Source organism: Endobacterium cereale, from assembly GCF_009617585.1.
GTDB lineage: Bacteria > Pseudomonadota > Alphaproteobacteria > Rhizobiales > Rhizobiaceae > Neorhizobium > Neorhizobium cereale.
On sequence record NZ_WIXI01000049.1, the window covers coordinates 275,969 to 298,504 of the forward strand.

Below are 22,536 nucleotides of genomic sequence, written 5' to 3' on the forward strand. Positions count from 1 at the left end.
CATCAACCCTTTTTCAGAACGCCGAGACGTTCGCCGGAATAGACGCCTTCGCGCAGCGGCTGCCACCACCATTCATTGTCGAGATACCAGCGCACGGTGCGCTCGATACCGCTGTCGAAATTCTCTTGCGCCTTCCAACCCAGTTCCGTTTCCAGTTTGGTGGCGTCGATGGCGTAACGCGCATCGTGGCCCGGACGGTCGGTGACATAGGTGATCAAATCCGCATGCGGCGTCGCCTTCGGACGCAACTCGTCCATCAGCGAGCAGATGCGCTTGACGACATCGATATTGCGACGCTCGTTGCGGCCGCCGACATTATATTTCTCGCCGAGACGGCCGCGCGAGGCGATCAGGTCGAGCGCGCGTGCGTGATCCTCGACATAAAGCCAGTCGCGGATGTTGACGCCCTCGCCATAGATCGGCAACGGCTTGCCATCCATGGCGTTCAGAATGATCAGCGGGATCAGCTTTTCCGGGAAATGATAGGGCCCGTAATTGTTGGAGCAGTTCGACACCACGACCGGCAGGCCATAGGTGCGGTGCCAGGCGATCGCCAGATGGTCACTCGCGGCTTTCGAAGCGGAGTATGGAGACGATGGATCGTAAGCCGTGACTTCCTCAAACAGGCCTTCGTCACCCAGCGAGCCATAAACCTCGTCGGTCGAAACATGCAGAAAGCGGAAGGCTTCCTTGCGGGCCGGCGAAAGGTCGTTCCAGTAATGACGCGCCGCCTCCAGCAGCGAAAACGTGCCCATGACATTGGTCTGCACGAAATCGGCAGCACCGCTGATCGAACGGTCGACATGGCTTTCCGCCGCCAGATGCATGATCCGGTCAGGCTTGAACGAATTCATCGCCTCCGACATCTTTTGCAGATCGCAGATATCGGCCTGCAGGAACTGGTAGTTCGAGGCGCCCTCGATCTCCGTGAGCGACGCGAGATTGCCGGCATAGGTCAGTTTATCGACATTGAGCACTTCGGCGCCGACATTTTTGACGAGATGGCGCACGAGGGCCGAGCCTATAAAACCTGCACCACCGGTAACGAGAATACGCATGGGTCTACTCCGTGCTCATCAATATTGGAAAGAAGGCGGCAGATCCGCCAGCTTCGGCTGCTTCATATCCTTGTCGGACAGGATCGCATTGTCGAGCAGCAACGGCCATTCGATGCCGATTTCCGGATCATTCCACAGAAGACCGCGATCGTTTTCCGCGCTATAGGGCGCCGTCACCTTGTAGAAGATGACACTGTCCGGCTCGAGCGTGGCAAAACCATGGGCAAAACCGGCCGGAACCCAAAGCTGCTCACCGTTTGCCTTGGAAAGCTCAGCACCATACCATTGCCCATAGGTCGGGGAACCGACGCGAATATCGACGACGACATCAAAAATGCTGCCGGCAAGGCAGCGAACCAGCTTGCCCTGGGCAAACGGTTCCAGCTGGAAATGCAGGCCGCGCACCGTACCGACAGCTGCCGACAGCGATTCATTTTCCTGCACGAAATCCACATCCGCGACATTTTCGCGGAACCAGCCATCCTTGAAAACCTCCGCAAAATACCCGCGGTGATCGCCCAGTCGTGTCGGAATAATCTTGGCCAGTCCGGCCAGCGGCAATCGTTCGATCTTCATCACGCACCCATCAGTTTCATGAGAATCCCTTTTGGCAGAAAAAGGCATTCAGAACAGGAGGCATTCGACATAAAGATGCGCTTGCCTCTCGAGAATTGTCAGTTTCCGAAAGTCCCCATATCAGGGGCATTCCGGCAGCTTGAATTCGTTGCATCCAGCAATTGCCATGGCGGCAAGTTTGCACTTTTCATGCTGCAAAGCAACATTTTCTGTCTGCCTGTCAACTTTCGTCCTTCACCCTTTCTTCACCACCCGCCGGCCGGAATTAGGCATGGAAAAGCAGATGGCAAGGGTTACTCAGATATTTAAAAACCGACCATAATTGGAAACAAAGGTGAATTTCTGTTCACTGGTGCAGATTGCCTTTCGCTTCATCAAGCGACCCTGCCGAGATCATAGGACGCAAATAAAACATTTTTGTATCAAAGACATAAAAGACTTCGACAATGTGAGCATTGTTCAGCTCGCTGATTTTGCGGCAGAAAAGTCACGCTGCAAGGGTTAATTTGGCCTGACGGGCCAACTCGATTAAGAAGGCGGATTGAAAGAATGGACTTACGCCCCAGCTATGGTGGCGCCCACAATCGAATTCTCTGTCAGAAAGTGGCTTTTTGTCGTTGTCCTGAAACACAATATGACACAATAATGCCGCGCTGCAGCATCAACCTAGTCCTAACACGCGAGGGAATATGCGTATCACCATGATCGGTTCCGGCTATGTCGGTCTCGTCTCCGGCGTCTGCTTTGCCGACTTCGGCCATGACGTCATCTGCGTCGACAAAGACAAGTCCAAGATCGACGCGCTCGAAAAAGGCATCATGCCGATCTACGAGCCGGGTCTCGACCAGATCGTCGCTGAAAACGTGAAATCCGGCCGCCTCACCTTCTCCACGGATGTGCCGAACAGCGTCAAGGATGCCGACGTGGTGTTCATCGCCGTCGGCACGCCGTCGCGTCGCGGCGACGGTCACGCAGACCTTTCCTATGTCTATGCCGCTGCGAAGGAAATCGCCGAGCATTGCTCCGGCTTTACCGTCGTCGTCACCAAGTCCACCGTGCCGGTCGGCACCGGTGACGAAGTTGAGCGCATCGTCAAGGAAGCCAATCCGAACGCCGATATCGCCGTTGTTTCCAACCCTGAATTCCTGCGCGAAGGTGCGGCCATCGAGGACTTCAAGCGTCCTGACCGCATCGTCATCGGCCTTGACGATGACCGCGCCCGCGGCGTGATGACCGAAGTCTACCGCCCGCTCTACCTCAACCAGGCACCGCTTCTCTTCACCGCACGCCGCACGTCCGAGCTGATCAAATACGCCGCCAACGGCTTCCTCGCCATGAAGATCACCTTCATCAACGAGATCGCCGATCTCTGCGAGAAGGTCGGCGCCAATGTGCAGGATGTTTCGCGCGGCATCGGTCTCGATGGCCGTATCGGCGCAAAATTCCTGCATGCCGGCCCGGGTTACGGCGGCTCCTGCTTCCCCAAGGATACGCTGGCGCTCGCAAAGACCGCGCAGGACCATGAAAGCCCGATGCGCTTGATCGAGACCACGATTTCGATCAATGACAACCGCAAGCGCGCCATGGGCCGCAAGGTCATCTCGGCACTCGAAGGCGACGTGCGCGGCAAGAAGATCGCCGTTCTCGGCCTCACCTTCAAGCCGAACACCGACGACATGCGCGATAGCCCTGCGATTGCAGTGATCCAGACCCTGCAGGACGGTGGCGCGACCGTTGCCGCCTATGATCCGGAAGGCATGGAAAACGCCAAGAAGCTGATCGCAGGCATCGACTATGTCGCCGGTCCTTATGACGCGATCGCCGATGCGGATGCCATCGTCATCGTGACGGAATGGAACCAGTTCCGTGCGCTTGACCTGCCGCGCGCCAAGGGCATGATGAAAAGCCCGATCCTTGTCGACCTGCGTAACATCTACCGTCCGGCAGAAGTCGCCAAGCACGGTTTTGCCTATCACGGCATCGGCCTGAACTGAGCCGAAATCACCGGTCTGTGCAGCCTTTGAAAGCTGCCCGGCAAACGGCACAGCATTGAGAAAATTGGCCCCGGCATGTTTCTTTTGGCATTGCCGGGGCCATTTCCTTAATTTCGTCAGAGATGGCATGATGATTGCCTCTCTTATGGAAGACCAGACTGACGTGGGCAGCACATGCGGCTGCCAGGCGAAACCCAGATCCCTGATCCGCATGCGTGCGGGTGGAACGCCAAAATCGTTCCGGGACCATGAGGAGCACTTGATGAGGGTACCAGACCAGCTCTCCTTCCAGCAGGCCCAGGGTCCGTTTGGTCAAGGAGGGGACGATCCGGAAATTACTCTGATCGATTTCGACGCGATCATTGCGATGATCCGTCGTCAATGGCTGATCATGGCGGCGATGGTCGTCGTCTTCGCAGGCCTCGGCTTTGCCTATGTATCGACCACCGTGCCGCAATTCACCGCCTATACCAGCCTGATCATGGATCGCGGCAATAGCGGCGTCATGTCCGACATGAGCGAGAACCAATCGCGTGTCACCGTAGATGACGAGGCAACCATCCTCAGTCAGCTGGAAATCATCAAGTCCGACAGCGTTGCCGACCTTGTGATCGACAAGCTGAACCTCACCCAGAACGAAGCCTTCATGGGCGCATCCGGCTTTTCGATCGGCAAACTGCTCGGGCCGCTCAATGTCGCCCGATGGTTCCGCTCTGAAGAAGAGGTGGCGGAAGACAACAGAACGATCGCCCGCACCATCCTGCAGGGCAACATGGCGGTTGCTCGCAGCGGCCAGTCCTATGTCATCAATCTGGGTTACACATCCGCCTCGGCGCAGCTTTCCTCCCAGATCGCCAACACCTACGCCAGCACCTATCTCTTAGATAAGTTCAACGCCCGTTTCGAATCCACCCGCCGCGCCAGCGAATGGCTGGAGCTGCGCCTTACCGAGCTGAAGCAGCAGGTGATGGATTCGGATCTGGCCGTGCAGAAATTCCGCCGCGACAATGGCCTGATCTCCGCCAAGGATGGACTGCTCGTCAACGAACAGCAGCTTTCCGAAATCAACAGTTCGCTGATCGTGGCGCAGGCCGACACCGCGCGTGCCCAGGCGAAATACAACCGCATCCAGACCATCGTCAACGAACGCCGCTCCGATGCATTGGTCACAGATGCACTGGTCAATTCGATCTCCGCCAACCTGCGCGACAAATATCTGACCGCATCGCGCAAGGAAGCCGAGATCTCGCAGAAATTCGGCGAAAACCATGTTCAGGCCATCCGCCTGCGCGGAGAAATGGAACAGTACGAACAGCAGATGTTCGGCGAACTGGGCCGTATCGCCGAAAGCTATCAGAGCGAGCTCGATGTCGCCCGCGCCAAGCAGAAATCGCTGGAGGAGAATGTCGCGAGCCTCACCTCCGTCTCGGCCATGGCCGGTGAAACGCAGGTGCAGTTGCGCGAGCTCGAGCGCTCCGCCGACAGCTACAAGAACCTCTACCAGACGTTTCTCGCGCGTTATCAGGAAGCGATGCAACAGCAATCCTTCCCGGTCACCGAGGCTCGCGTGATCACGGAAGCGACGCCGCCGCTGAAGCCGAGCAAGCCCAACAAGCCGATGCTGATGGTGCTGTTTGCCTTTTTCGGCCTGATGGTCGGCGCCTCGATCGGCGGTTTCCGTGAATTCCGCGACCGCTTCTTCCGCACCGGCGACCAAGTGCGCGACCAGCTGGGCCTCGAATATCTCGGCCTCGCCCCCCTCATCACCGATGTGCGCGCACCAGCCAACAGCAGTGAGCCGGCACGCCCTGGCGTCATCCGTCCGCTCAACAATGCCTATCGTTATTGCGTCGACCACCCGCTGTCGCAATTCGCCGAGACGCTGCGCAGTGCCAAGATCGCCGCCGACCTGTCCTTCTCCGGCCAAGGTGCCAAGGTGATCGGCGTGGTGTCGGCCTTGCCGGGCGAAGGCAAGACGACGGTTTCCGCCAACCTCGCTGGCCTGCTGGCCATGCAGGGTGCCCGCACGCTTCTGCTCGACGCCGACCTGCGTAATCCCGGCGCCACGCGGGCGCTTGGCCAACATGCCGAACGCGGCATCCTCGAAACGCTCACCAATAACGAGCCGCTCGACCAGACGCTGATGTTCGATCCGCAGACGCGGCTTGCCTTCCTGCCGGCGGTGGTGCGCCGCCGCGTGCCGCATTCGTCGGATCTGCTGGCGTCGCCGGTCATGGGCCGGATCATGGAAACGCTGCGCCGCAATTTCGATTACATCATCGTCGACCTTCCGCCGCTCGGCGCAGTCGTCGATGCCCGTGCCATCGGCCCCATGCTGGATTCCATCGTGATGGTGGTGAAATGGGGAGAGACCTCCCCGGCCGTGGTGCGCAACACACTGTTTTCGGATGCCGAACTGCACGCCAAATGCGTCGGCGTCATTCTCAACAAGGTCGATATGGAAAAGATGAAACTCTACGGCCAGCACGGCTCGAACGAGTATTATCACAGCCAGTTTTCCAGTTATTATCATGAGAAGTGAGCCCCGCGCGGGGCTCCGAACGACCGTCGGCATGCATGCCACTCAGTCGCGGCAGCTGGCGATTTGACAAACAGCAGGACAGCCAAGCCTTTGTGCTTGCTGCAGAATCCCGCATACACCTTGTTTTCCAGGGCTACACGACGGCGTGCGAAATCCTGTCATAAAAAATACGAAAATTATTCGCTTTACCGCTTGTGCGAGACAAGAGCCTCTATTATAGAAACCCCCGCTGGCCACGGAGTGTAGCGCAGTCTGGTAGCGCACCACGTTCGGGACGTGGGGGTCGCAAGTTCGAATCTTGCCACTCCGACCAGCCAGAATAACCCCGCTCATGCGGGGTTTTTTCGTTTCTGGCCGGTGTGACCGGGCAGACGTAATTTGCCGCAGCGCATCGGTTTTGCAGCCCCGGAAGTGACTGATAAAAGCCACGAAACGATCATTTTTCATTCATTCACGGTTCACCGGCCGAGGCGCCAAATCCCCCTACCCGAACAAGGAGGGATATGAGATGCGCGGATTGATCTTGAGCGCCGGGATGATTTTCGGGATGCTGCTCGGCAGTAGCGCCAATGCGATGCCAATCGGCCAACCGGCAGCGCCGATGGCTTCGACGGTACAGAATGTCGATTATTATTGCGGACGCGGTTATCGCCTGTCTCCACGGGGCGTCTGCCGTCCCAACAGACCACCACCGCGTTATGAACGTCGCTGGCACCGACACGACCATTGGCACGACCGGCGCGAATGGCGTGATCGCCGCGAGCGTCGGGAATGGCGCGAGCGCCGCCATGATCGGCATTATCGCGACTATCGCGATTGGTAACGAGAAGCCCTTCCGGAAACGGAAGGGCTTTTTTCTGGCAATCACGATCCGCCACACCAACGGGAGATGGAACGAGGCGAAATCCGGATTTTTTAAACACGCTTATGCTCAAGCCTCGCCCCACGTCCTCCCGTGATTGTGATGAGGAGAAATTTGCAACCGCAAAAGACACACCCGATATTGACCAATGTCACCTGACGTGATGGAGCACCTTCATGAAGCCCTGGATTGTCATGGGTATATTGGCCACCGCCGTCTTAACCGCCCGCTGGTTTTTGTGGGCCTATCCGAGCGTGACGGAAGCATCCGCGCATATTGGATCGCTGATGGTCCGGTTCGCCACAGGTTGACCTGGAAATCAGTGTGATTTGTAACGCAATGTTGCACTAAGTGATTAAACTTCAAGGTGATCGCGAGTTATATGTCGCTCGGTAAAGGAGCGGCCATGAACGACAAACTACGTTTTGAAGTTTTCGGATGGGTGTTCGGCGCGACCATTATTGCAGCATGGATATCCATGCCTTTCTGGTTGGGAAGCTGAACCTGTCGACAGCCCGCCATAGGGCGGCCAATCGCATGTCGGGGGCGACCTGCCCCCGTCCGTCGTCAGCAAACGATGGGTATCCTGCGTTACGTAGCCGTCTCCACATTACCGGCACCATCAACGTGTTTCTGAAACCGTCTCCGATATTCTGAAGGCGAAATTCCCACCTCCTTCTTGAACGCCTTGCAGAAATAATTCGCATCCGCGTAGGAAAGATCCAGCGCTACGTTGGTGATCGGCAGGTCGCTGTTTTTCAGGAGCGCCTCCCTTGTTCTCCCTTCCGTCATTCGACCGAAGTGACGAGAGACGCGGCTGCCTGAAAAAACGGGATAGGTGCAGCGAGAATTCATTGATAATCCCGGATATGCTAAAAGGAATAATGCGCGTATCGCTTCCGCAAGACTGTCCGTATCGACCTTCGATCCTGCCAAAATCGATAGCCTGACCTTTTTTGGTATTTCTGACCTATCGCAAAGGCGAGCAATATTTGGCAATTATTTGAAAGTCATGCTCAGCATGAGGTCTCGCGCTGCTGGCTGCGGAACTTCTTCGCCACCGATGGGTTGATACTTCAAAGCCGCTTCGGGGGCAGAAGGTTTCAACAGCGAGGAGCAGCTTCATGCAGAACAATCACCCGGAAGCCCGCCGCGGCATGGTCAAGTTCGTGCTGACCATTTTTTTCATCGCAATCGTGATTGCCGGCATTTATCTGTTGGGCTTCACTCCCGGTGAAGCCTGATCAGCCGCTTTGCTTCTCTCATAAAAAAAGCCCCGGTGGTTACCCACCGGGGCTTTTTCATATGTCTGCATGCAATGATCAAACCGTGCCGGCGCTATCCGAACTAGTGTCCAGCGCCCGGCTGAGGCCGAGAGCAACCAGCGTACAGATTGCACCGGAAATCAGGTAACCACCGATGAAGATGATACCGAAATTGCTGGCAAGACCAAGCGCAACGAGCGGCGCAAAACCGGCACCCAGCAACCATGCAAGGTCTGACGTAAACGCCGCGCCGGTGTAACGATAGCCCTGGCTGAAGCGGAACGACACCGAACCGGATGCCTGGCCGAAAGACAGGCCGAGAATACCGAAGCCGATGATGATGAACGCATCCTGTCCGGCCGGACCGGCATCGAGCAGGAAAGGCGCGGTGAAGCTGAAGATGGCGATGATGATGGCACCGATCATCAACTGACCACGACGGCCGATGCGGTCGGCCAGCATGCCCGATAGGATGATCGTCATCACGCCGACCACGGCACCGGCAACCTGAACGAACAGGAATCCTGCTGGCGACTGACCACCGTAGAGCGTCACCCAGCTCAACGGGAAGATAGTCACCAGATGGAACATGGCAAAGCTCGCCAGCGGCACGAAGGCCCCGAGCAGGATATCGCGTCCATGCTTGTTGATCGTCTTCAGGATCGGCTGGGCTTCCAGCTCGTGGTTTTCCAACTGCGTGCCGAACTCCTTGCTGGCAACGATGCGAAGCCGCGCAAACAGCGCCACGACGTTGATGGCAAACGCCACGAAGAAAGGAAAACGCCAGCCCCAGCTCAGGAAGTCCGCATCGGACAGGTTGGCGACGAAATAGCCGAACAACATGCTGGCCATGGCAAAGCCGATGGGCGCACCGAGCTGCGGGATCATCGCATACCAGCCGCGCCGGTTCTTTGGCGCATTCATCGCCAGAAGCGACGCCAGACCATCCCATGCGCCTCCCAACGCAAAGCCCTGGCCCATTCGGAACAGTGCCAGAAGAGCGACAGACCACATGCCGACGGTTTCGTAACCGGGCAGAAAGGCGATAGATGCAGTCGAGCCACCGAGGATAAGAAGCGCGATCGTCAGCTTGGTGCCGCGACCATAGACGCGGTCGATCCACATGAACACGACCGAGCCGACCGGGCGGGCAAGGAATGCCAACGAGAACACGGCGAATGAATAAAGCGTTGCAGTCACCGGATCGGGTGCGAACGAAAACACCAGACGCGGAAACACCAGAACGGATGCGAGGCCATAAACGAAGAAGTCGAAGAATTCGGACATGCGACCGATAACGACGCCGATGGCGATATTGCCTGGCGAGACCGGCTTGTCCTCATGCATGTGCCTGACGTCGTTTTCGGCAGACGTCGACGAGGGTATTGCGACAACGGTCATGAATTGCGTCCTCCTTCGCTTTCAATTCCGGTACCAATAAAGTGATGATGTCGGCGAATAGGCTCGGCAATCAAGCACATTCTTAAAAAGACATGCGAATTTAGATTATTTGACTAATTTCAAAACCGCTTTCGCCTTGGCTTTGCCCTATTCCCGCCTTAATTGGAAAACGTCTGCAGTGTGGGGCTTCTGCCTCATGCAATGATTTTTGGCAGCGTTCGTTCCCTTGCAGAAGCGCATTTTTTGTTGCGATGCGACGAAACACCTCATAGAGGCTACGGCGACGCTGCATTAGTCAAAATAAACAAATGCGAATTTCGAACAGAAAGATGCCCAGGTTGTTGAAGCTTGTATCTCGCCTCTGTGCGCTCGCCGTCCCACTCGCCCTTGCTGGCTGCGATATGGTTGTCATGTCGCCCTCGGGGGATATTGCGGCGCAGCAGAGGGATCTCATCGTCGTATCCGTACTCCTGATGCTCCTCATCATCGTACCGGTACTTTTCCTGACCCTGTATTTCGCCTGGCATTATCGCCATTCGAACACCAAGGCGCGGTATGAGCCCAATTGGCATCATTCGACGCGCCTCGAAGTCGTGATCTGGTCGGCGCCGCTGGCCATTATCATCGTACTCGGCGCCATCACCTGGATCAGCACCCATAAGCTCGATCCCTACCGTCCGCTGGACCGGCTCGATGCAGAGCGCCCGATCCCGGCCGACACCAAGCCGCTCGAAGTCGAAGTCGTTGCGCTCGACTGGAAATGGCTGTTCTTCTATCCCGAATACGGAATCGCAACCGTCAACGAGATGGCGGCTCCCGTCGATCGTCCGATCACCTTCAAGATCACCGCTTCGTCGGTCATGAACTCCTTCTACGTTCCGGCGCTGGCAGGCATGATCTACGCCATGCCGGGCATGGAAACGAAGCTGCACGCCGTCATCAACAAGGAAGGCGTGTTCGACGGTCTTTCGGCCAACTACTCGGGCGCAGGTTTCTCCCACATGCGCTTCAAGTTCCATGGCGTGACCAATGAAGGCTTCGATGGCTGGATCGCCCGCGTCAAGCAGAACGGCACCGCGCTCAGCCGCGACGCCTACCTGAAACTCGAAAAGCCTTCCGAGCGCGAACCGGTTCGTTATTTCGCCACCGTCGAGGATGGCCTTTACAGCCGCGTTCTCAACATGTGCGCCACGCCCGGCAAGATGTGCATGAACGAAATGATGCATATCGACATGATGGGCGGTGCTGGCGTCGAAAGCCACGAGAACCGCGAAAAGCTGAAATACGACAACCGCCACGCTGGCGAAGTCGGCCACGGCACCGGTTCCGGCATGGGTGACACCGTTCCGGCCACCGGCGAACCGGCTCGCAGCGAAGCGGCTCCGCACGAAAGTCATTCGGCACCGGTCGAAAACAACAATGGGACGCCGGCACCGGCTCAGCTCAACAGCAATTGAATCTGGCGCGTTGCGTCCCTTTAAGAAATCAATGAACGGGTTACTCCATGTTCTCCAATCCTGATCTTGCCAAATGGATCTTTGGGCGGCTCACACTTGATGCCATACCCCATGAACCAATTGTCATCATGACTTTCATAGCAGTCGTGCTCGGCGGTATCGCCGTGCTCGGTCTGATCACCTACATGAAATGGTGGGTTCCGCTGTGGCGGGACTGGGTTACCAGCGTCGATCACAAGAAGATCGGCATCATGTATATCATCCTCGCCATCATCATGCTGTTCCGCGGTTTTGCCGACGCCATCATGATGCGTATCCAGCAGGCGATTGCCTTCAACGGCAACGAGGGTTACCTCAACTCTCATCACTACGACCAGATCTTCACCGCCCACGGCGTGATCATGATCTTCTTCGTGGCGATGCCGTTCGTGACTGGTTTCATGAACTATGTCGTGCCGTTGCAGATCGGCGCACGTGACGTGTCCTTCCCCTTCCTGAACAACTTTTCGTTCTGGATGACGACGGCAGGTGCGATCATCATCATGATCTCGCTGTTCGTTGGTGAATTCGCACGCACCGGCTGGCTGGCCTATCCGCCGCTTTCGGGCGCGGATTACAGCCCCGGCGTCGGTGTCGACTATTACATATGGGGCCTGCAGGTCGCCGGTGTGGGAACGACGCTGTCCGGCATCAACCTGATCGCCACCATCGTCAAGATGCGCGCTCCGGGCATGTCGTTCATGAAGATGCCTGTCTTCACCTGGACCTCGCTTTGCACCAACATCCTGATCGTCGCCACCTTCCCGATCCTGACCGCAACCCTCGTGCTCTTGTCGCTCGACCGTTACGTCGGTACCAACTTCTTCACGAACGACCTCGGCGGTAACCCGATGATGTACGTGAACCTGATCTGGATCTGGGGTCACCCGGAAGTCTACATCCTCGTCCTGCCTGCCTTCGGTATCTTCTCCGAAGTCGTTGCGACCTTCTCCGGCAAGCGCCTGTTCGGTTATGCCTCGATGGTCTACGCAACCTGTGTGATCATGGTCCTGTCCTACCTCGTATGGCTGCACCACTTCTTCACCATGGGTTCGGGCGCATCGGTCAACGCCTTCTTCGGCATCACCACGATGATCATCTCGATCCCCACGGGCGCGAAGATGTTCAACTGGCTGTTCACGATGTATCGCGGCCGTATCCGTTACGAAGTTCCGATGTACTGGACGGTCGGCTTCATGGTCACCTTCGTCATCGGCGGCATGACTGGCGTCATGCTGGCAATTCCGCCGGCCGACTTCGTGCTCCACAACTCGCTCTTCCTCATCGCCCACTTCCACAACGTCATCATCGGCGGCGTGCTGTTCGGCCTGATGGCAGGCGTCACCTACTGGTTCCCGAAGGCATTCGGCTACAAGCTCGATCCTTTCTGGGGCAAGATGTCCTTCTGGTTCTGGCAGATCGGCTTCTTCTTCGCCTTCATGCCGCTCTACGTTCTCGGTCTTATGGGTATTACCCGTCGTGTTTCGCAGTTCGAAGATCCGTCCCTGCAGATCTGGTTCATCATCGCTGCCTGTGGCGCCGGTATGATCGCGATCGGCATCGCCTCCTTCGTCATCCAGCTCGTCGTCAGCTACTTCAAGCGCGAACAGCTGAAGGACGTCACCGGCGACCCGTGGAACGGCCGCACACTCGAATGGGCGACCTCTTCGCCGCCGCCGGACTACAACTTCGCGCTCACCCCTGTTGTCTACGACCATGACAGCTGGGATGACATGAAGGCGCGCGGTTACGTTCGCCCGACCGAAGGCTTCCGCAAGATCCACATGCCAAAGAACACCGGCACGGGTGCCATCCTCAGCGGTCTCAGCGTCGTCCTGGCGTTCGCCCTGATCTGGTACATCTGGTGGCTCGCGATCGTCGCTTTCGTCGGCATCATCGCAGTCTCCATCGCCCATACCTTCAACTACGATCGTGATTTCTACATTCCGGTGGAAGAAGTCATCGCGACCGAAGGCAAGCGCACTGAACTGCTTGCAAAGCAGGTGTCATGACCATGAGTGAGATCAACACACAGACGGCTGAAAAGCCGGAATTCTACCTGACGGAAGACCACCACCCGGAAAATTCTACCAATCTGGGTTTCTGGCTCTACCTGATGAGCGACTGCCTGATCTTCGCAGTGCTGTTCGCCACCTATGCCGTCGTCGGCCGCAACTATGCGGCCGGCCCTTCGCCGGCCGACCTGTTCGACCTGAAGCTCGTCGCCATCAACACCGCGATGCTGCTTTTCTCGTCGATCACCTACGGTTTCGCGATGCTGCAGATGGAGCGCGGCGCCAAGGCGGAAACGCTGTTCTGGCTCGGCATCACCGGCCTGTTCGGTCTGGCCTTCCTGGGTCTCGAACTCTATGAGTTCTACCACCTGATCCACGAGGGTGCGACGCCGCAGCGTTCGGCCTTCCTGTCGGCCTTCTTCACGCTGGTCGGTACCCACGGTCTGCACGTCACCTTCGGCATCATCTGGCTGATCACGCTGATGGTGCAGGTCTCCAAGCGCGGCCTGATCCCGGAAAACCGCCGTCGCCTGATGTGCCTGTCGATGTTCTGGCACTTCCTCGACGTCGTCTGGATCGGCGTGTTCTCTGTTGTCTATCTCATGGGAGTAGTCGGATGAGCTCTAACGCCCCTTCGCACGAAGATGCACACGATGCGCATCACGCCCACAGCCACGGTCATGAGGCCAGCCACGGTTCGCTGAAAAGCTACGTGATCGGTTTCGTCCTGTCGGTCATCCTGACGGCGATCCCGTTCTGGCTGGTCATGGGCGAGGTCATCGAAAGCAAGGCCGCTCTGGTCGCTGCGATCATGATCCTCGGCGCCATCCAGATCGTTGTTCACATGGTGTACTTCCTGCACATGAACACCAAGTCGGAAGGCGGCTGGACGATGATGGCGCTGATCTTCACGATCGTTATCGTCGCCATTGCGCTCGCCGGTTCCTTGTGGGTGATGTACCACCTGAACGCCAACATGATGCCGCAGATGTCGCCTGAGATGATGCGAAACCTGCCCTGACGGGCTCAAGTCTTCAAAGGGCGGCTTCGGCCGCCCTTTTCTTTTGATGCCGCGGCGAAAACGCCGCCAATGATTTTACGGCACTCCATCGATGTCTTCCGAGAATGCAAAACCGGCCGGCAAGGGCCGCATCATCCTGTTCGTGGCAATGCTGATCGTCACGGCAGCGACCACCGCGCTCGGCGCCTGGCAGGTGCAGCGCCTGATCTGGAAACGCGAATTGATCGCCCGTGTCGACGCACGCGTTCACGCCGAACCAGTCTCGCCTCCCCCGGCCTCCGCAAGCGTCACGGCGGCGAACGACGAATACAAACACGTCCGCGTTGCGGGCACCTATCTGAACGACAAGGAAAGCTTTGTTCAGGCGGTCACCTCGCACGGCCCCGGCTTCTGGGTCGTCACCCCGCTTCTGACGGCGGACGGTTCACACATCCTGATCAACCGGGGTTTCGTGCCCGCAGATCGTCGTGATCCATCAAAGCGTGCCGAAGGTCAGGTGGAAGGCCAGACGGAGGTCACCGGACTGTTGCGCATGACCGAGCCGGGCGGCGGTTTCCTGCGTGAAAACGACGCTGCCAACGATCGCTGGTATTCCCGCGACGTCACTGCTATTGCAGCCGCAAGAAACGTTGCACCGACAGCGGCCTATTTCATCGATGCGGAGGCAAATCCGGCCGCAGCGACCGCGCCCGTAGGCGGGCTGACGGTGATAAAATTCCCCAACAACCACGCTTCCTACATCTTCACGTGGTTCGCACTGGCCGTGATGTCGGCAGCAGCAGCGTTCTACGTGCTGCGCGGTCACTGGCCGTTCATGAAGCGCAAAACAAAAGCCTGAAACGACAAAGGGCGCTCGACCCTTGCGGGGAGCGCCCTTGCCTACCCGGAGGATTTCGAACGCGATCGCTAGACGCTGAACAACGGAGCGGCTCGCAAGAAATCATCGAAACGGGTGGTAGGCCTTAGATGCGCATGCCCGGCACTGTTTTCAAGAGGCAGCTTAAACAAGCCAACCGGGCGCGACAGCGCTACTGAAGCCGATAATTACGCCAGGCGCTCGGTGTCATGCCGGTTTCCCGTACGAAGGACCGAGACAGATGGCTGTGATCGGTAAAACCGCATCGGTGCGCGATCGTCTGCAAACTAAGCGAACGCTGGCTTAGCAAATCCTTGGCGCGATCGATTCGCACCTGCATCAGCCATTGATAGGGCGTCACCCCGGTCACCTGACGGAACCCGAGCGATAATTGCCGTATCGACACCCCGGCGACGGCGGCAATCGACCCGACAGTCAGGTTCTTCTGCAGGTTCTCCAGAACATAGTCCTTAACTGCCTTTTCTTGAGCCTTGGTCAGGATATTCGGTTCGCTATCGACGAAGGTTTCCATTTCGGGCAGGCGACCATAATCATGCAGGAGATGCGTGCACAGGGCGATAGCCATATGCCGCAGCGTCGCCGTCGAACACGGATCATTTCGCTCGAAAAGTGGCAACAGCGCCTTGCCCATGTGATCGATCATTGCATCGGCAATGCCTCGACGGCATTGCAGGCTGCAGGCCGCCAGATCCGTCATCAACTCTCCAAGCTCGTCGAAAAGATCATACGGCACGATGAATGCAAGCGAGTCGAGACGTGATTGCAGCATGATCGCCGCGCCGTCTTTCAGATCGACCAGACAGATGGAACCGCGTGGATAATGCCGGGCAGCGGTGAGGGAACCATCCTGACGAATGTCGCAATGGCTGACATCATCGAGATAAAGCATGACAAGATAGGCATTCTCGGCAGGTATCCTGACGGCGGCGGGGATGCTGCGCGATACGTTCCGGCAAAGTCGCGTGACGGAGAAGGCTGCACTCCTGACGGGAACCACAGTCAAGCATGGTGCGCTCGAAACCCCAAAGCAACGACCGACCCTATCCAGATCATGAGCAAGCGTTTCCAATGACTTCACCAGAAATCCTTTGATTGGAAGTCAATCTGCAAACAGGACAGCACTACCATAAAGTAGCCCGAAATGCCGTGCAACAAAAAGAAAAGACAATTAATAATTGCATAACAAACTAACAAGGCAAAACATTTGTTCCATAAGCGCGGTGGATACCATCACGCGAAACGGCATCGTCTGCCTGATAACAGACAATTCCGTCACAGTAACATATTTTTGCGCAATATCAGGAATGCGACGTTGAGAATTGCCATTTCCGAGTCTATGGCAGGTTAGCAATTCACGCTCGGATTAGCCACCGGCCAACACAGGATTGTCCGGCAGCGGACAAAACAACCCCATCCCGAAGACGCCAAACCTTTTGAAATATCGATTTTTGACAACCTGTTAGCCTCGATCAACATCTCGTTGGGTGCAAGCCTGCTTGCTTGACTTAATTGTCGCAGGGGTGGATTCTGCCAAATTAGAAATGACTTAAGTTGAGGAGAATATTCATGAATATGGATCTCTCGCGGCGCAGCTTTATGAAGCTAGCCGGAGCGGGAGTGGCGGCAACATCGCTCTGTGCGATGGGCTTCAGCGAAGCGGAGGCAGCCGAAGTCGCGCATGTCCGCGCCTTCAAGCTGGCAACGACCACCGAAACCCGTCAGACCTGTCCCTACTGTTCCGTCGCCTGCGGCATCATCATCTATTCCAAGGGTGACGTTCGCAAAGGTGATCATGCGGAAGTCGTTCACATCGAAGGCGATGTCGACCATCCGACCAACCGCGGGACGCTCTGTCCCAAGGGGGCGGCGCTGAAGGACTTCGTGAAGTCTCCCACCCGTCTCCTTTACCCGATGCACCGCAAGCCTGGCGCAGACACGTTCGAGCGCATGTCCTGGGACGAGGCTCTCGATCGCATCGCGCGGCTGATGAAGGACGACCGCGACGCCAACCTTCTTCTGAAAAACGAGAAGGGTCTGGACGTCAATCGCTGGACGACCACGGGCATGCTCGCAGCGTCGGCCACATCAAACGAAACGGCATGGGCGACCTTCAAGTTCGCCAAATCGATAGGCATTGTAGGTTTCGACAATCAGGCACGCGTCTGACACGGCCCGACGGTGGCGAGTCTCGCCCCATCATTCGGCCGTGGTTCCATGACCAACGCCTGGACTGACATCAAGAATACCGACCTCGTCGTCGTCATGGGCGGCAACGCGGCGGAAGCACACCCCTGTGGTTTCAAGTGGGTGACGGAAGCAAAGGCCCATCGCGGCGCCAAGCTGATCGTCGTTGACCCGCGTTATACCCGCACGGCCTCCGTATCAGACTTCTATGCTCCGATCCGTCAGGGTTCGGACATCGCTTTCCTCAACGGCGTGATGAAGTACTGCATCGATAACGGCCGGGTGCAGTGGGAATATATGAAGGCCTTCACCAACGCGTCCTACATCGTCAAGGACGGCTTTGGGTACAAGGACGGCCTGTTCACCGGCTATGACGAGGAAAAGCGCGATTACGACCGCTCGACCTGGGATTACGTGATCGGCGAGGACGGCTTTGCCGTGACCGACCCGACGCTCGAACATCCGCGTTGCGTCTGGAACCTCCTGAAGGAGCATCTCGCCCCTTACACGCCGGAACTGGTCGAACAGGTCTGCGGCACACCGAAGGACAAATTCCTGAAGGTGGCCGAAATGATCTCGGAATGCTCGACGCCGACAAAAACGATGACGTCGATGTATGCGCTCGGCTGGACCCAGCATTCCAAGGGTTCGCAGAACATCCGCGCCATGGCGATGCTGCAGCTGATCCTCGGCAATATTGGTGTACGCGGTGGCGGCATGAACGCCCTTCGCGGTCACTCGAACATCCAGGGTCTGACCGACCTTGGCCTGATGTCGCACCTCCTCACCGGTTATCTGACGATGCCGAGCGAGAAGGACACCGACTTCGAGACCTATATGTCGACGCGTCAGTTCAAGCCGCTTCGTCCGGGTCAGACCAGCTACTGGCAGAACTACAAGAAGTTCATGGTCTCCTTCCAGAAGGCCATGTGGGGCGATGCCGCGACAGTCGAAAACGGCTGGGCATTCAACTACCTGCCGAAACTCGATGTTCCGGCATACGATGTCCTTCGCATGTTCGAACTGATGAACAACGGCAAGGTCAACGGCTATCTTTGCCAGGGTTTCAACCCGATCCTCGCCTTCCCCAACCGTGCCAAGATCACGTCTTCCCTGTCGAAGCTGAAGTTCATGGTCACTATGGACCCGCTGGAAACCGAGACCTCGCGGTTCTGGGAAAACCACGGCGACTTCAACGACGTGGACACGGCATCGATCAAGACCGAAGTGTTCCAGCTGCCTACGACCTGCTTTGCAGAAGAAGACGGCTCGCTGACCAATTCGGGCCGTTGGCTTCAGTGGCACTGGCAGGCAAGCTCGCCTCCGGGCGAAGCCAAGCATGACTCGTGGATCATCGCGCAGATCTTCCTGCGCATGCGCGAACTGTACCGCAAGGAAGGCGGCGCCTTCCCCGATCCGATCCTCAACCTGTCATGGGATTACGAGGACGAGAACGAACCGACGGCGGAAGAACTGGCGAAGGAGATCAACGGCCGCGCGCTGTCTGATGTCATGGACCCGACCGATCCGACCAAGGTTCTGGTTGCGAGCGGCAAGCAGGTGGTCAACTTCTCGCAACTCAAGGACGATGGCTCCACCATGTGCGGCTGCTGGGTTTATTCCGGCTGCTGGAACGAAGTTGGCAACAACATGGGCCGTCGTGACAACCACGACCCGGACGATACCGGCGCCTATCTGGGCTGGACGTTTGCCTGGCCGCTGAACCGCCGCACGCTCTATAACCGTGCGTCGGCGGATATCAACGGCAAGGCCTGGGATCCTACTCGCAAGATCATCGAGTGGGATGGTGCCAAGTGGACCGGTTATGACGTTCCGGATATCGCCCCCACGGCGAAACCCCAGGATGTCGGCCCGTTCATCATGAACCAGGAAGGCGTTTCGCGTCTGTTCGCGCGCGGCATGATGCGTGACGGTCCGTTCCCAGCTCATATGGAGCCTTTCGAGTCTCCGGTCGAAAACGTGTTCAACCGGAAAATGCGCGGCAACCCGGTTGCCCGCGTATTCGCCTCGGATGCGGCACAGCTCGGCACGTCGGCGGAGTTCCCCTATGCGGCGACCTCCTACCGCCTGACCGAACATTTCCACTACTGGACGAAGCACAACCGAGTGAACTCGGCGCTTCAGCCAGAATTCTTCGTGGAGATTTCGGAAGAGCTGGCCAAGGAAAAGAACATCGAACAGGGCGGCTGGGTCCGCGTCTGGTCGAAACGTGGTTCGGTGAAAGCAAAGGCTGTGGTGACGAAGCGCATCCGGCCGCTCATCTGCGACGGAAAGCCGGTTCATATCGTCGGCATCCCGCTGCACTGGGGCTTTACCGGCTCGGCGAAGAAGGGCTTTGGCCCCAACTCGCTCGCGGCCTTTGTCGGTGACGCCAATATCGAGACCCCGGAATCGAAGGCGTTCCTCGTCAATATCGAACCCTCGACCGCACCCAAGGACAAGGAGGTGAACGTCTGATGGCCAATACCATGGACAGCCCACGCACCGCCGTCAGCAATCCGCCGGTGCAGCCGATGGAAACCAACCTGACGCAGCGCGACCTTATCCGTCGCTCCGCAACATCCGAGCTGCCGCCACCCGAGCGGCAGCTCACCCCCGTCGCAAAACTCATCGACGTGTCGAAATGCATCGGCTGCAAGGCCTGCCAGTCGGCCTGCGTGGAGTGGAACGACACCAATCCGGAAGTCGGCGAAAACGTCGGGGTCTACACCAACCCGCATGACCTCACCGCCGACATGTTCACGCTCATGCGGTTTTCGGAATGGATCAATCCGGAAACCGATAATCTGGAATGGCTGATCCGCAAGGACGGCTGCATGCATTGTGCCGATCCGGGCTGCCTGAAGGCCTGTCCGTCGCCGGGTGCGATCGTGCAGTATTCCAACGGCATCGTCGACTTCATCCACGACAACTGCATCGGCTGCGGTTATTGCGTGAAGGGCTGTCCCTTCAACATTCCCCGCATCTCCAAGGCGGACCACCGTGCCTACAAATGCACGCTCTGTTCCGACCGTGTTGCCGTTGGCCAAGGCCCTGCCTGCGCAAAGGCCTGCCCCACCCAGGCGATCGTCTTCGGCACCAAGGAAGACATGAAGAAGCATGCGGAAGGCCGCATCGCCGACCTGAAGTCGCGCGGTTACGCCAATGCCGGCCTTTATGATCCGCCAGGCGTCGGCGGCACGCATGTCATGTACGTGCTTCACCATAACGACAAGCCGCATATCTATGCGGACCTGCCGGACAACCCGGCCATCTCAGCTGTCGTACAGACATGGAAGGGCGCAACCAAATATGCCGGCCTCGCCGTCATGGGTCTTGCCGCTGCCGGCACCCTCCTGCACGGCCTGTTCGGCCGCGCCAACCGCGTGTCGAAACACGAGGAAGAAGAGGCAAAGGAACTGGTCGACGAGAGCGTCGAGCATGTTGAAAAGCGCGAGGAGGATGCCTGATGAGCACGCCTGCCAGCACAAAACACACGAAACTCGGCAGTGAGGATTCCATCCGTCGCGGCCCGCCCGTCGAGGTGGTCCGTTACGGACCCGGCAAACGCATCAACCACTGGGTGACGGCGATCAGCCTGATCCTGCTGCTATTGTCCGGCCTTGCCATGTTCCATCCGTCGCTGTTCTTCCTCACCGAACTGTTCGGCGGCGGGCAGATGACGCGCTGGATCCATCCGTGGATCGGCGTCGTACTGTTCATCTCCTTCTTCATCCTGTTCGCGCAGTTGTGGAAGCTGAACATCCCGAACCGCGACGACGTGAAGTGGGCCTCGCAGATCTCTGACGTAATCGGCGGCAATGAGGAAAACCTGCCGGAACTCGGCAAATACAATGCCGGCCAGAAGTTCATCTTCTGGGGCATGGCATCCCTCATCATCGTGCTGATCGTCACCGGCATCATGGCCTGGGAACAGTATTTTGGTCAGCTGACAAGCATTCCCACGCAGCGTATCGCGCTGCTTGTGCATTCGCTTGCCGCCGTCGCCATCATTCTGATCTTCATGCTGCATGTCTACGCGGCCATCTGGACCCGCGGCACTATTCGGGCGATGACCCGTGGTACCGTGACTGGCGGCTGGGCATGGCGACACCACCGCAAGTGGCTGAAGGACATGGCTGGACGCGGCCGGATTGATCCGACAAAATAACCGTCACAGACGGCAAAAGCCGCGCGCCTTCCTTTTGGGCGCGCGGCTGACCGTATCCCTGAAGTGCGTGTCGCGAGCCATCAAGGCCGATACGCTTGATTTGAGAAAGCTGTGGCCGGTCGGCCCTGCGAGGTTTTATGTCCGTATCTTCCATTCAGCCCGATCCCTCGATGATCGGCGGCATTTCCAAGGCGCCCTTTGCCCTGATGCCCAATCCCGCCCGTTTCTTTCAGGAACGCGCCACCCGTTTCAAGATCCTTGCCGATACAAGCAATCTCGGCCCCTATCTCAGATTTCTGAGCGCGATCGCCGATCTGCAGGCAAAACTCATCGAAGAACTGCCACAGGTGACATCGGTCGACGCCGATCAGGTCGCTCGTGCCCGTGAAAACACCATGCCGCCGATTGATCGCGCCGCCATGGTGAAAAGCGAAGACTACCGCAAGACGCTCGCCCTTTTCCTCCAGCGCGCAAAAAGCATCGAAAAGCCGGTAGCCGCACAACAGGTTCTCGAGGCCGTTATCGCCGCCGGAGAAGACACGCTCGACTGGATGATCGGCAATGTGATCGCCGATACGATGCCGGTCGAGGGCCTTGCTCATCACCTATATATCGCCGCCGCCACGCAGGTTCATGCCGCACGTCTCGCAGCCGGCCTCGATGCGCTGAAACTCGTGCCAGTCGCGCCGGGCGTCTGCCCCTCCTGCGGCGGCAAGCCGGTCGGCTCGATGGTTTTAGGCGTTCAGGGTGCCGAAGGCGCCCGTTATGCCTGCTGCTCCGGATGCGCGACGATGTGGAATGAGGTGCGTGTGAAATGCATCGCCTGCGGCACCACCAAGGGCGTCGGTTATCGTGCCGTCGAGATCGAAGGTGATCCCGAAGGCAAGACGGCGGTCATCAAGGCGGAAGTCTGCGACGAGTGCAAAAGCTGGACAAAGATCCTCTACCAGAACAGGAACCCGTCGCTGGAAATCATCGCTGATGATGTCGCAAGCCTCGGCCTAGACCTTCTGATGAAGGACAGCGAATACAAACGTGCCGGTTTTGATCCCTTCCTTGTGGGGTACTGAGACC

At 57.8% G+C, this 22,536-nt stretch carries 18 protein-coding genes and 1 tRNA gene; 14 read left to right on the forward strand and 5 right to left on the reverse strand.

The genetic code is table 11. The features are described 5' to 3' along the window. Positions 1–2: 2 nt before the first annotated feature. Both rfbB and rfbC read right to left on the reverse strand, forming a co-directional pair. Positions 3–1,058, reverse strand: coding sequence for a dTDP-glucose 4,6-dehydratase (gene rfbB / locus GAO09_RS23215; RefSeq protein ID WP_153358205.1), 1,056 nt, complete (start codon positions 1,056–1,058; stop codon positions 3–5). 18 nt (positions 1,059–1,076) lie between these two features. Then, complete coding sequence (gene rfbC, locus GAO09_RS23220) at positions 1,077–1,634, reverse strand: dTDP-4-dehydrorhamnose 3,5-epimerase (RefSeq protein WP_153358207.1); 558 nt, start codon at positions 1,632–1,634, stop codon at positions 1,077–1,079. Between the two features lie 689 nt (positions 1,635–2,323). Between rfbC and GAO09_RS23225 the strand changes: the two genes are divergently transcribed. From GAO09_RS23225 to GAO09_RS30270, 5 genes are all read left to right on the forward strand, one after another. Next, positions 2,324–3,628 carry a UDP-glucose dehydrogenase family protein gene (locus GAO09_RS23225; RefSeq protein ID WP_153358209.1) on the forward strand — a complete coding sequence of 435 codons (1,305 nt, stop codon included), beginning with the start codon at positions 2,324–2,326 and terminating at the stop codon, positions 3,626–3,628. A 262-nt stretch (positions 3,629–3,890) separates the two neighbouring features. Beyond that, positions 3,891–6,170, forward strand: coding sequence for a polysaccharide biosynthesis tyrosine autokinase (locus tag GAO09_RS23230; protein ID WP_153358210.1), 2,280 nt, complete (start codon positions 3,891–3,893; stop codon positions 6,168–6,170). A gap of 236 nt (positions 6,171–6,406) precedes the next feature. Continuing rightward, a tRNA-Pro gene (locus GAO09_RS23235) sits at positions 6,407–6,483 on the forward strand. 195 nt (positions 6,484–6,678) lie between these two features. After that, positions 6,679–6,993: a GCG_CRPN prefix-to-repeats domain-containing protein gene (locus GAO09_RS23240; protein ID WP_153358212.1), complete on the forward strand. Its 315-nt coding sequence runs from the start codon at positions 6,679–6,681 to the stop codon at positions 6,991–6,993. Positions 6,994–7,208: 215 nt separating this feature from the next. After that, positions 7,209–7,343, forward strand: a complete 135-nt coding sequence (locus tag GAO09_RS30270; protein WP_274379779.1) for a hypothetical protein — start codon at positions 7,209–7,211, stop codon at positions 7,341–7,343. A 280-nt stretch (positions 7,344–7,623) separates the two neighbouring features. On the opposite strand, the gene GAO09_RS29715 is transcribed toward GAO09_RS30270, so the two are convergent. Both GAO09_RS29715 and GAO09_RS23250 read right to left on the reverse strand, forming a co-directional pair. Further along, positions 7,624–7,968, reverse strand: coding sequence for a helix-turn-helix domain-containing protein (locus tag GAO09_RS29715; protein WP_209018806.1), 345 nt, complete (start codon positions 7,966–7,968; stop codon positions 7,624–7,626). Positions 7,969–8,354: 386 nt separating this feature from the next. Next, positions 8,355–9,698, reverse strand: coding sequence for an MFS transporter (locus GAO09_RS23250; protein ID WP_153358213.1), 1,344 nt, complete (start codon positions 9,696–9,698; stop codon positions 8,355–8,357). Positions 9,699–10,027: 329 nt separating this feature from the next. Here GAO09_RS23250 and cyoA point away from each other — a divergent pair, with 329 nt between their 5' ends. The 5 genes from cyoA to GAO09_RS23275 all read left to right on the forward strand — a co-directional run bounded on the left by cyoA (position 10,028) and on the right by GAO09_RS23275 (position 15,068). Next, complete coding sequence (gene cyoA / locus GAO09_RS23255; RefSeq protein WP_153358215.1) at positions 10,028–11,155, forward strand: ubiquinol oxidase subunit II; 1,128 nt, start codon at positions 10,028–10,030, stop codon at positions 11,153–11,155. Positions 11,156–11,202: 47 nt separating this feature from the next. Continuing rightward, the gene (gene cyoB, locus GAO09_RS23260; RefSeq protein WP_153358216.1) at positions 11,203–13,206 is read left to right on the forward strand and encodes a cytochrome o ubiquinol oxidase subunit I; all 2,004 of its coding nucleotides are present in this window, start codon (positions 11,203–11,205) and stop codon (positions 13,204–13,206) included. Continuing rightward, positions 13,203–13,829: a cytochrome o ubiquinol oxidase subunit III gene (cyoC, locus tag GAO09_RS23265; RefSeq protein ID WP_153358218.1), complete on the forward strand. Its 627-nt coding sequence runs from the start codon at positions 13,203–13,205 to the stop codon at positions 13,827–13,829. Before cyoB ends, cyoC begins: the two co-directional genes overlap by 4 nt. Next, positions 13,826–14,230 (forward strand): cytochrome o ubiquinol oxidase subunit IV, encoded by a 405-nt coding sequence (gene cyoD, locus GAO09_RS23270; protein WP_153358220.1) that lies wholly within the window; start codon positions 13,826–13,828, stop codon positions 14,228–14,230. The genes cyoC and cyoD overlap by 4 nt, the downstream gene beginning before the upstream one ends. Positions 14,231–14,321: 91 nt before the next feature. Continuing rightward, positions 14,322–15,068 (forward strand): SURF1 family protein, encoded by a 747-nt coding sequence (locus GAO09_RS23275; protein WP_153358222.1) that lies wholly within the window; start codon positions 14,322–14,324, stop codon positions 15,066–15,068. Between the two features lie 190 nt (positions 15,069–15,258). Here the strand turns inward: GAO09_RS23275 and GAO09_RS23280 are convergent, their stop codons facing one another. Further along, positions 15,259–15,996 carry a helix-turn-helix domain-containing protein gene (locus GAO09_RS23280; protein ID WP_153358224.1) on the reverse strand — a complete coding sequence of 246 codons (738 nt, stop codon included), beginning with the start codon at positions 15,994–15,996 and terminating at the stop codon, positions 15,259–15,261. 677 nt (positions 15,997–16,673) lie between these two features. Here GAO09_RS23280 and fdnG point away from each other — a divergent pair. The 4 genes from fdnG to fdhE all read left to right on the forward strand — a co-directional run bounded on the left by fdnG (position 16,674) and on the right by fdhE (position 22,532). Continuing rightward, positions 16,674–19,769, forward strand: coding sequence for a formate dehydrogenase-N subunit alpha (gene fdnG / locus GAO09_RS23285; RefSeq protein WP_209018807.1), 3,096 nt, complete (start codon positions 16,674–16,676; stop codon positions 19,767–19,769). Then, on the forward strand, positions 19,769–20,761 hold the full coding sequence (fdxH, locus tag GAO09_RS23290; protein ID WP_410768213.1) for a formate dehydrogenase subunit beta: 993 nt from the start codon (positions 19,769–19,771) through the stop codon (positions 20,759–20,761). Before fdnG ends, fdxH begins: the two co-directional genes overlap by 1 nt. Beyond that, positions 20,761–21,462, forward strand: coding sequence for a formate dehydrogenase subunit gamma (locus GAO09_RS23295; protein ID WP_153358227.1), 702 nt, complete (start codon positions 20,761–20,763; stop codon positions 21,460–21,462). The genes fdxH and GAO09_RS23295 overlap by 1 nt, the downstream gene beginning before the upstream one ends. 137 nt (positions 21,463–21,599) lie before the next feature. Next, the gene (fdhE, locus tag GAO09_RS23300; RefSeq protein WP_153358229.1) at positions 21,600–22,532 is read left to right on the forward strand and encodes a formate dehydrogenase accessory protein FdhE; all 933 of its coding nucleotides are present in this window, start codon (positions 21,600–21,602) and stop codon (positions 22,530–22,532) included. The last annotated feature ends 4 nt before the right edge of the window (positions 22,533–22,536 follow it).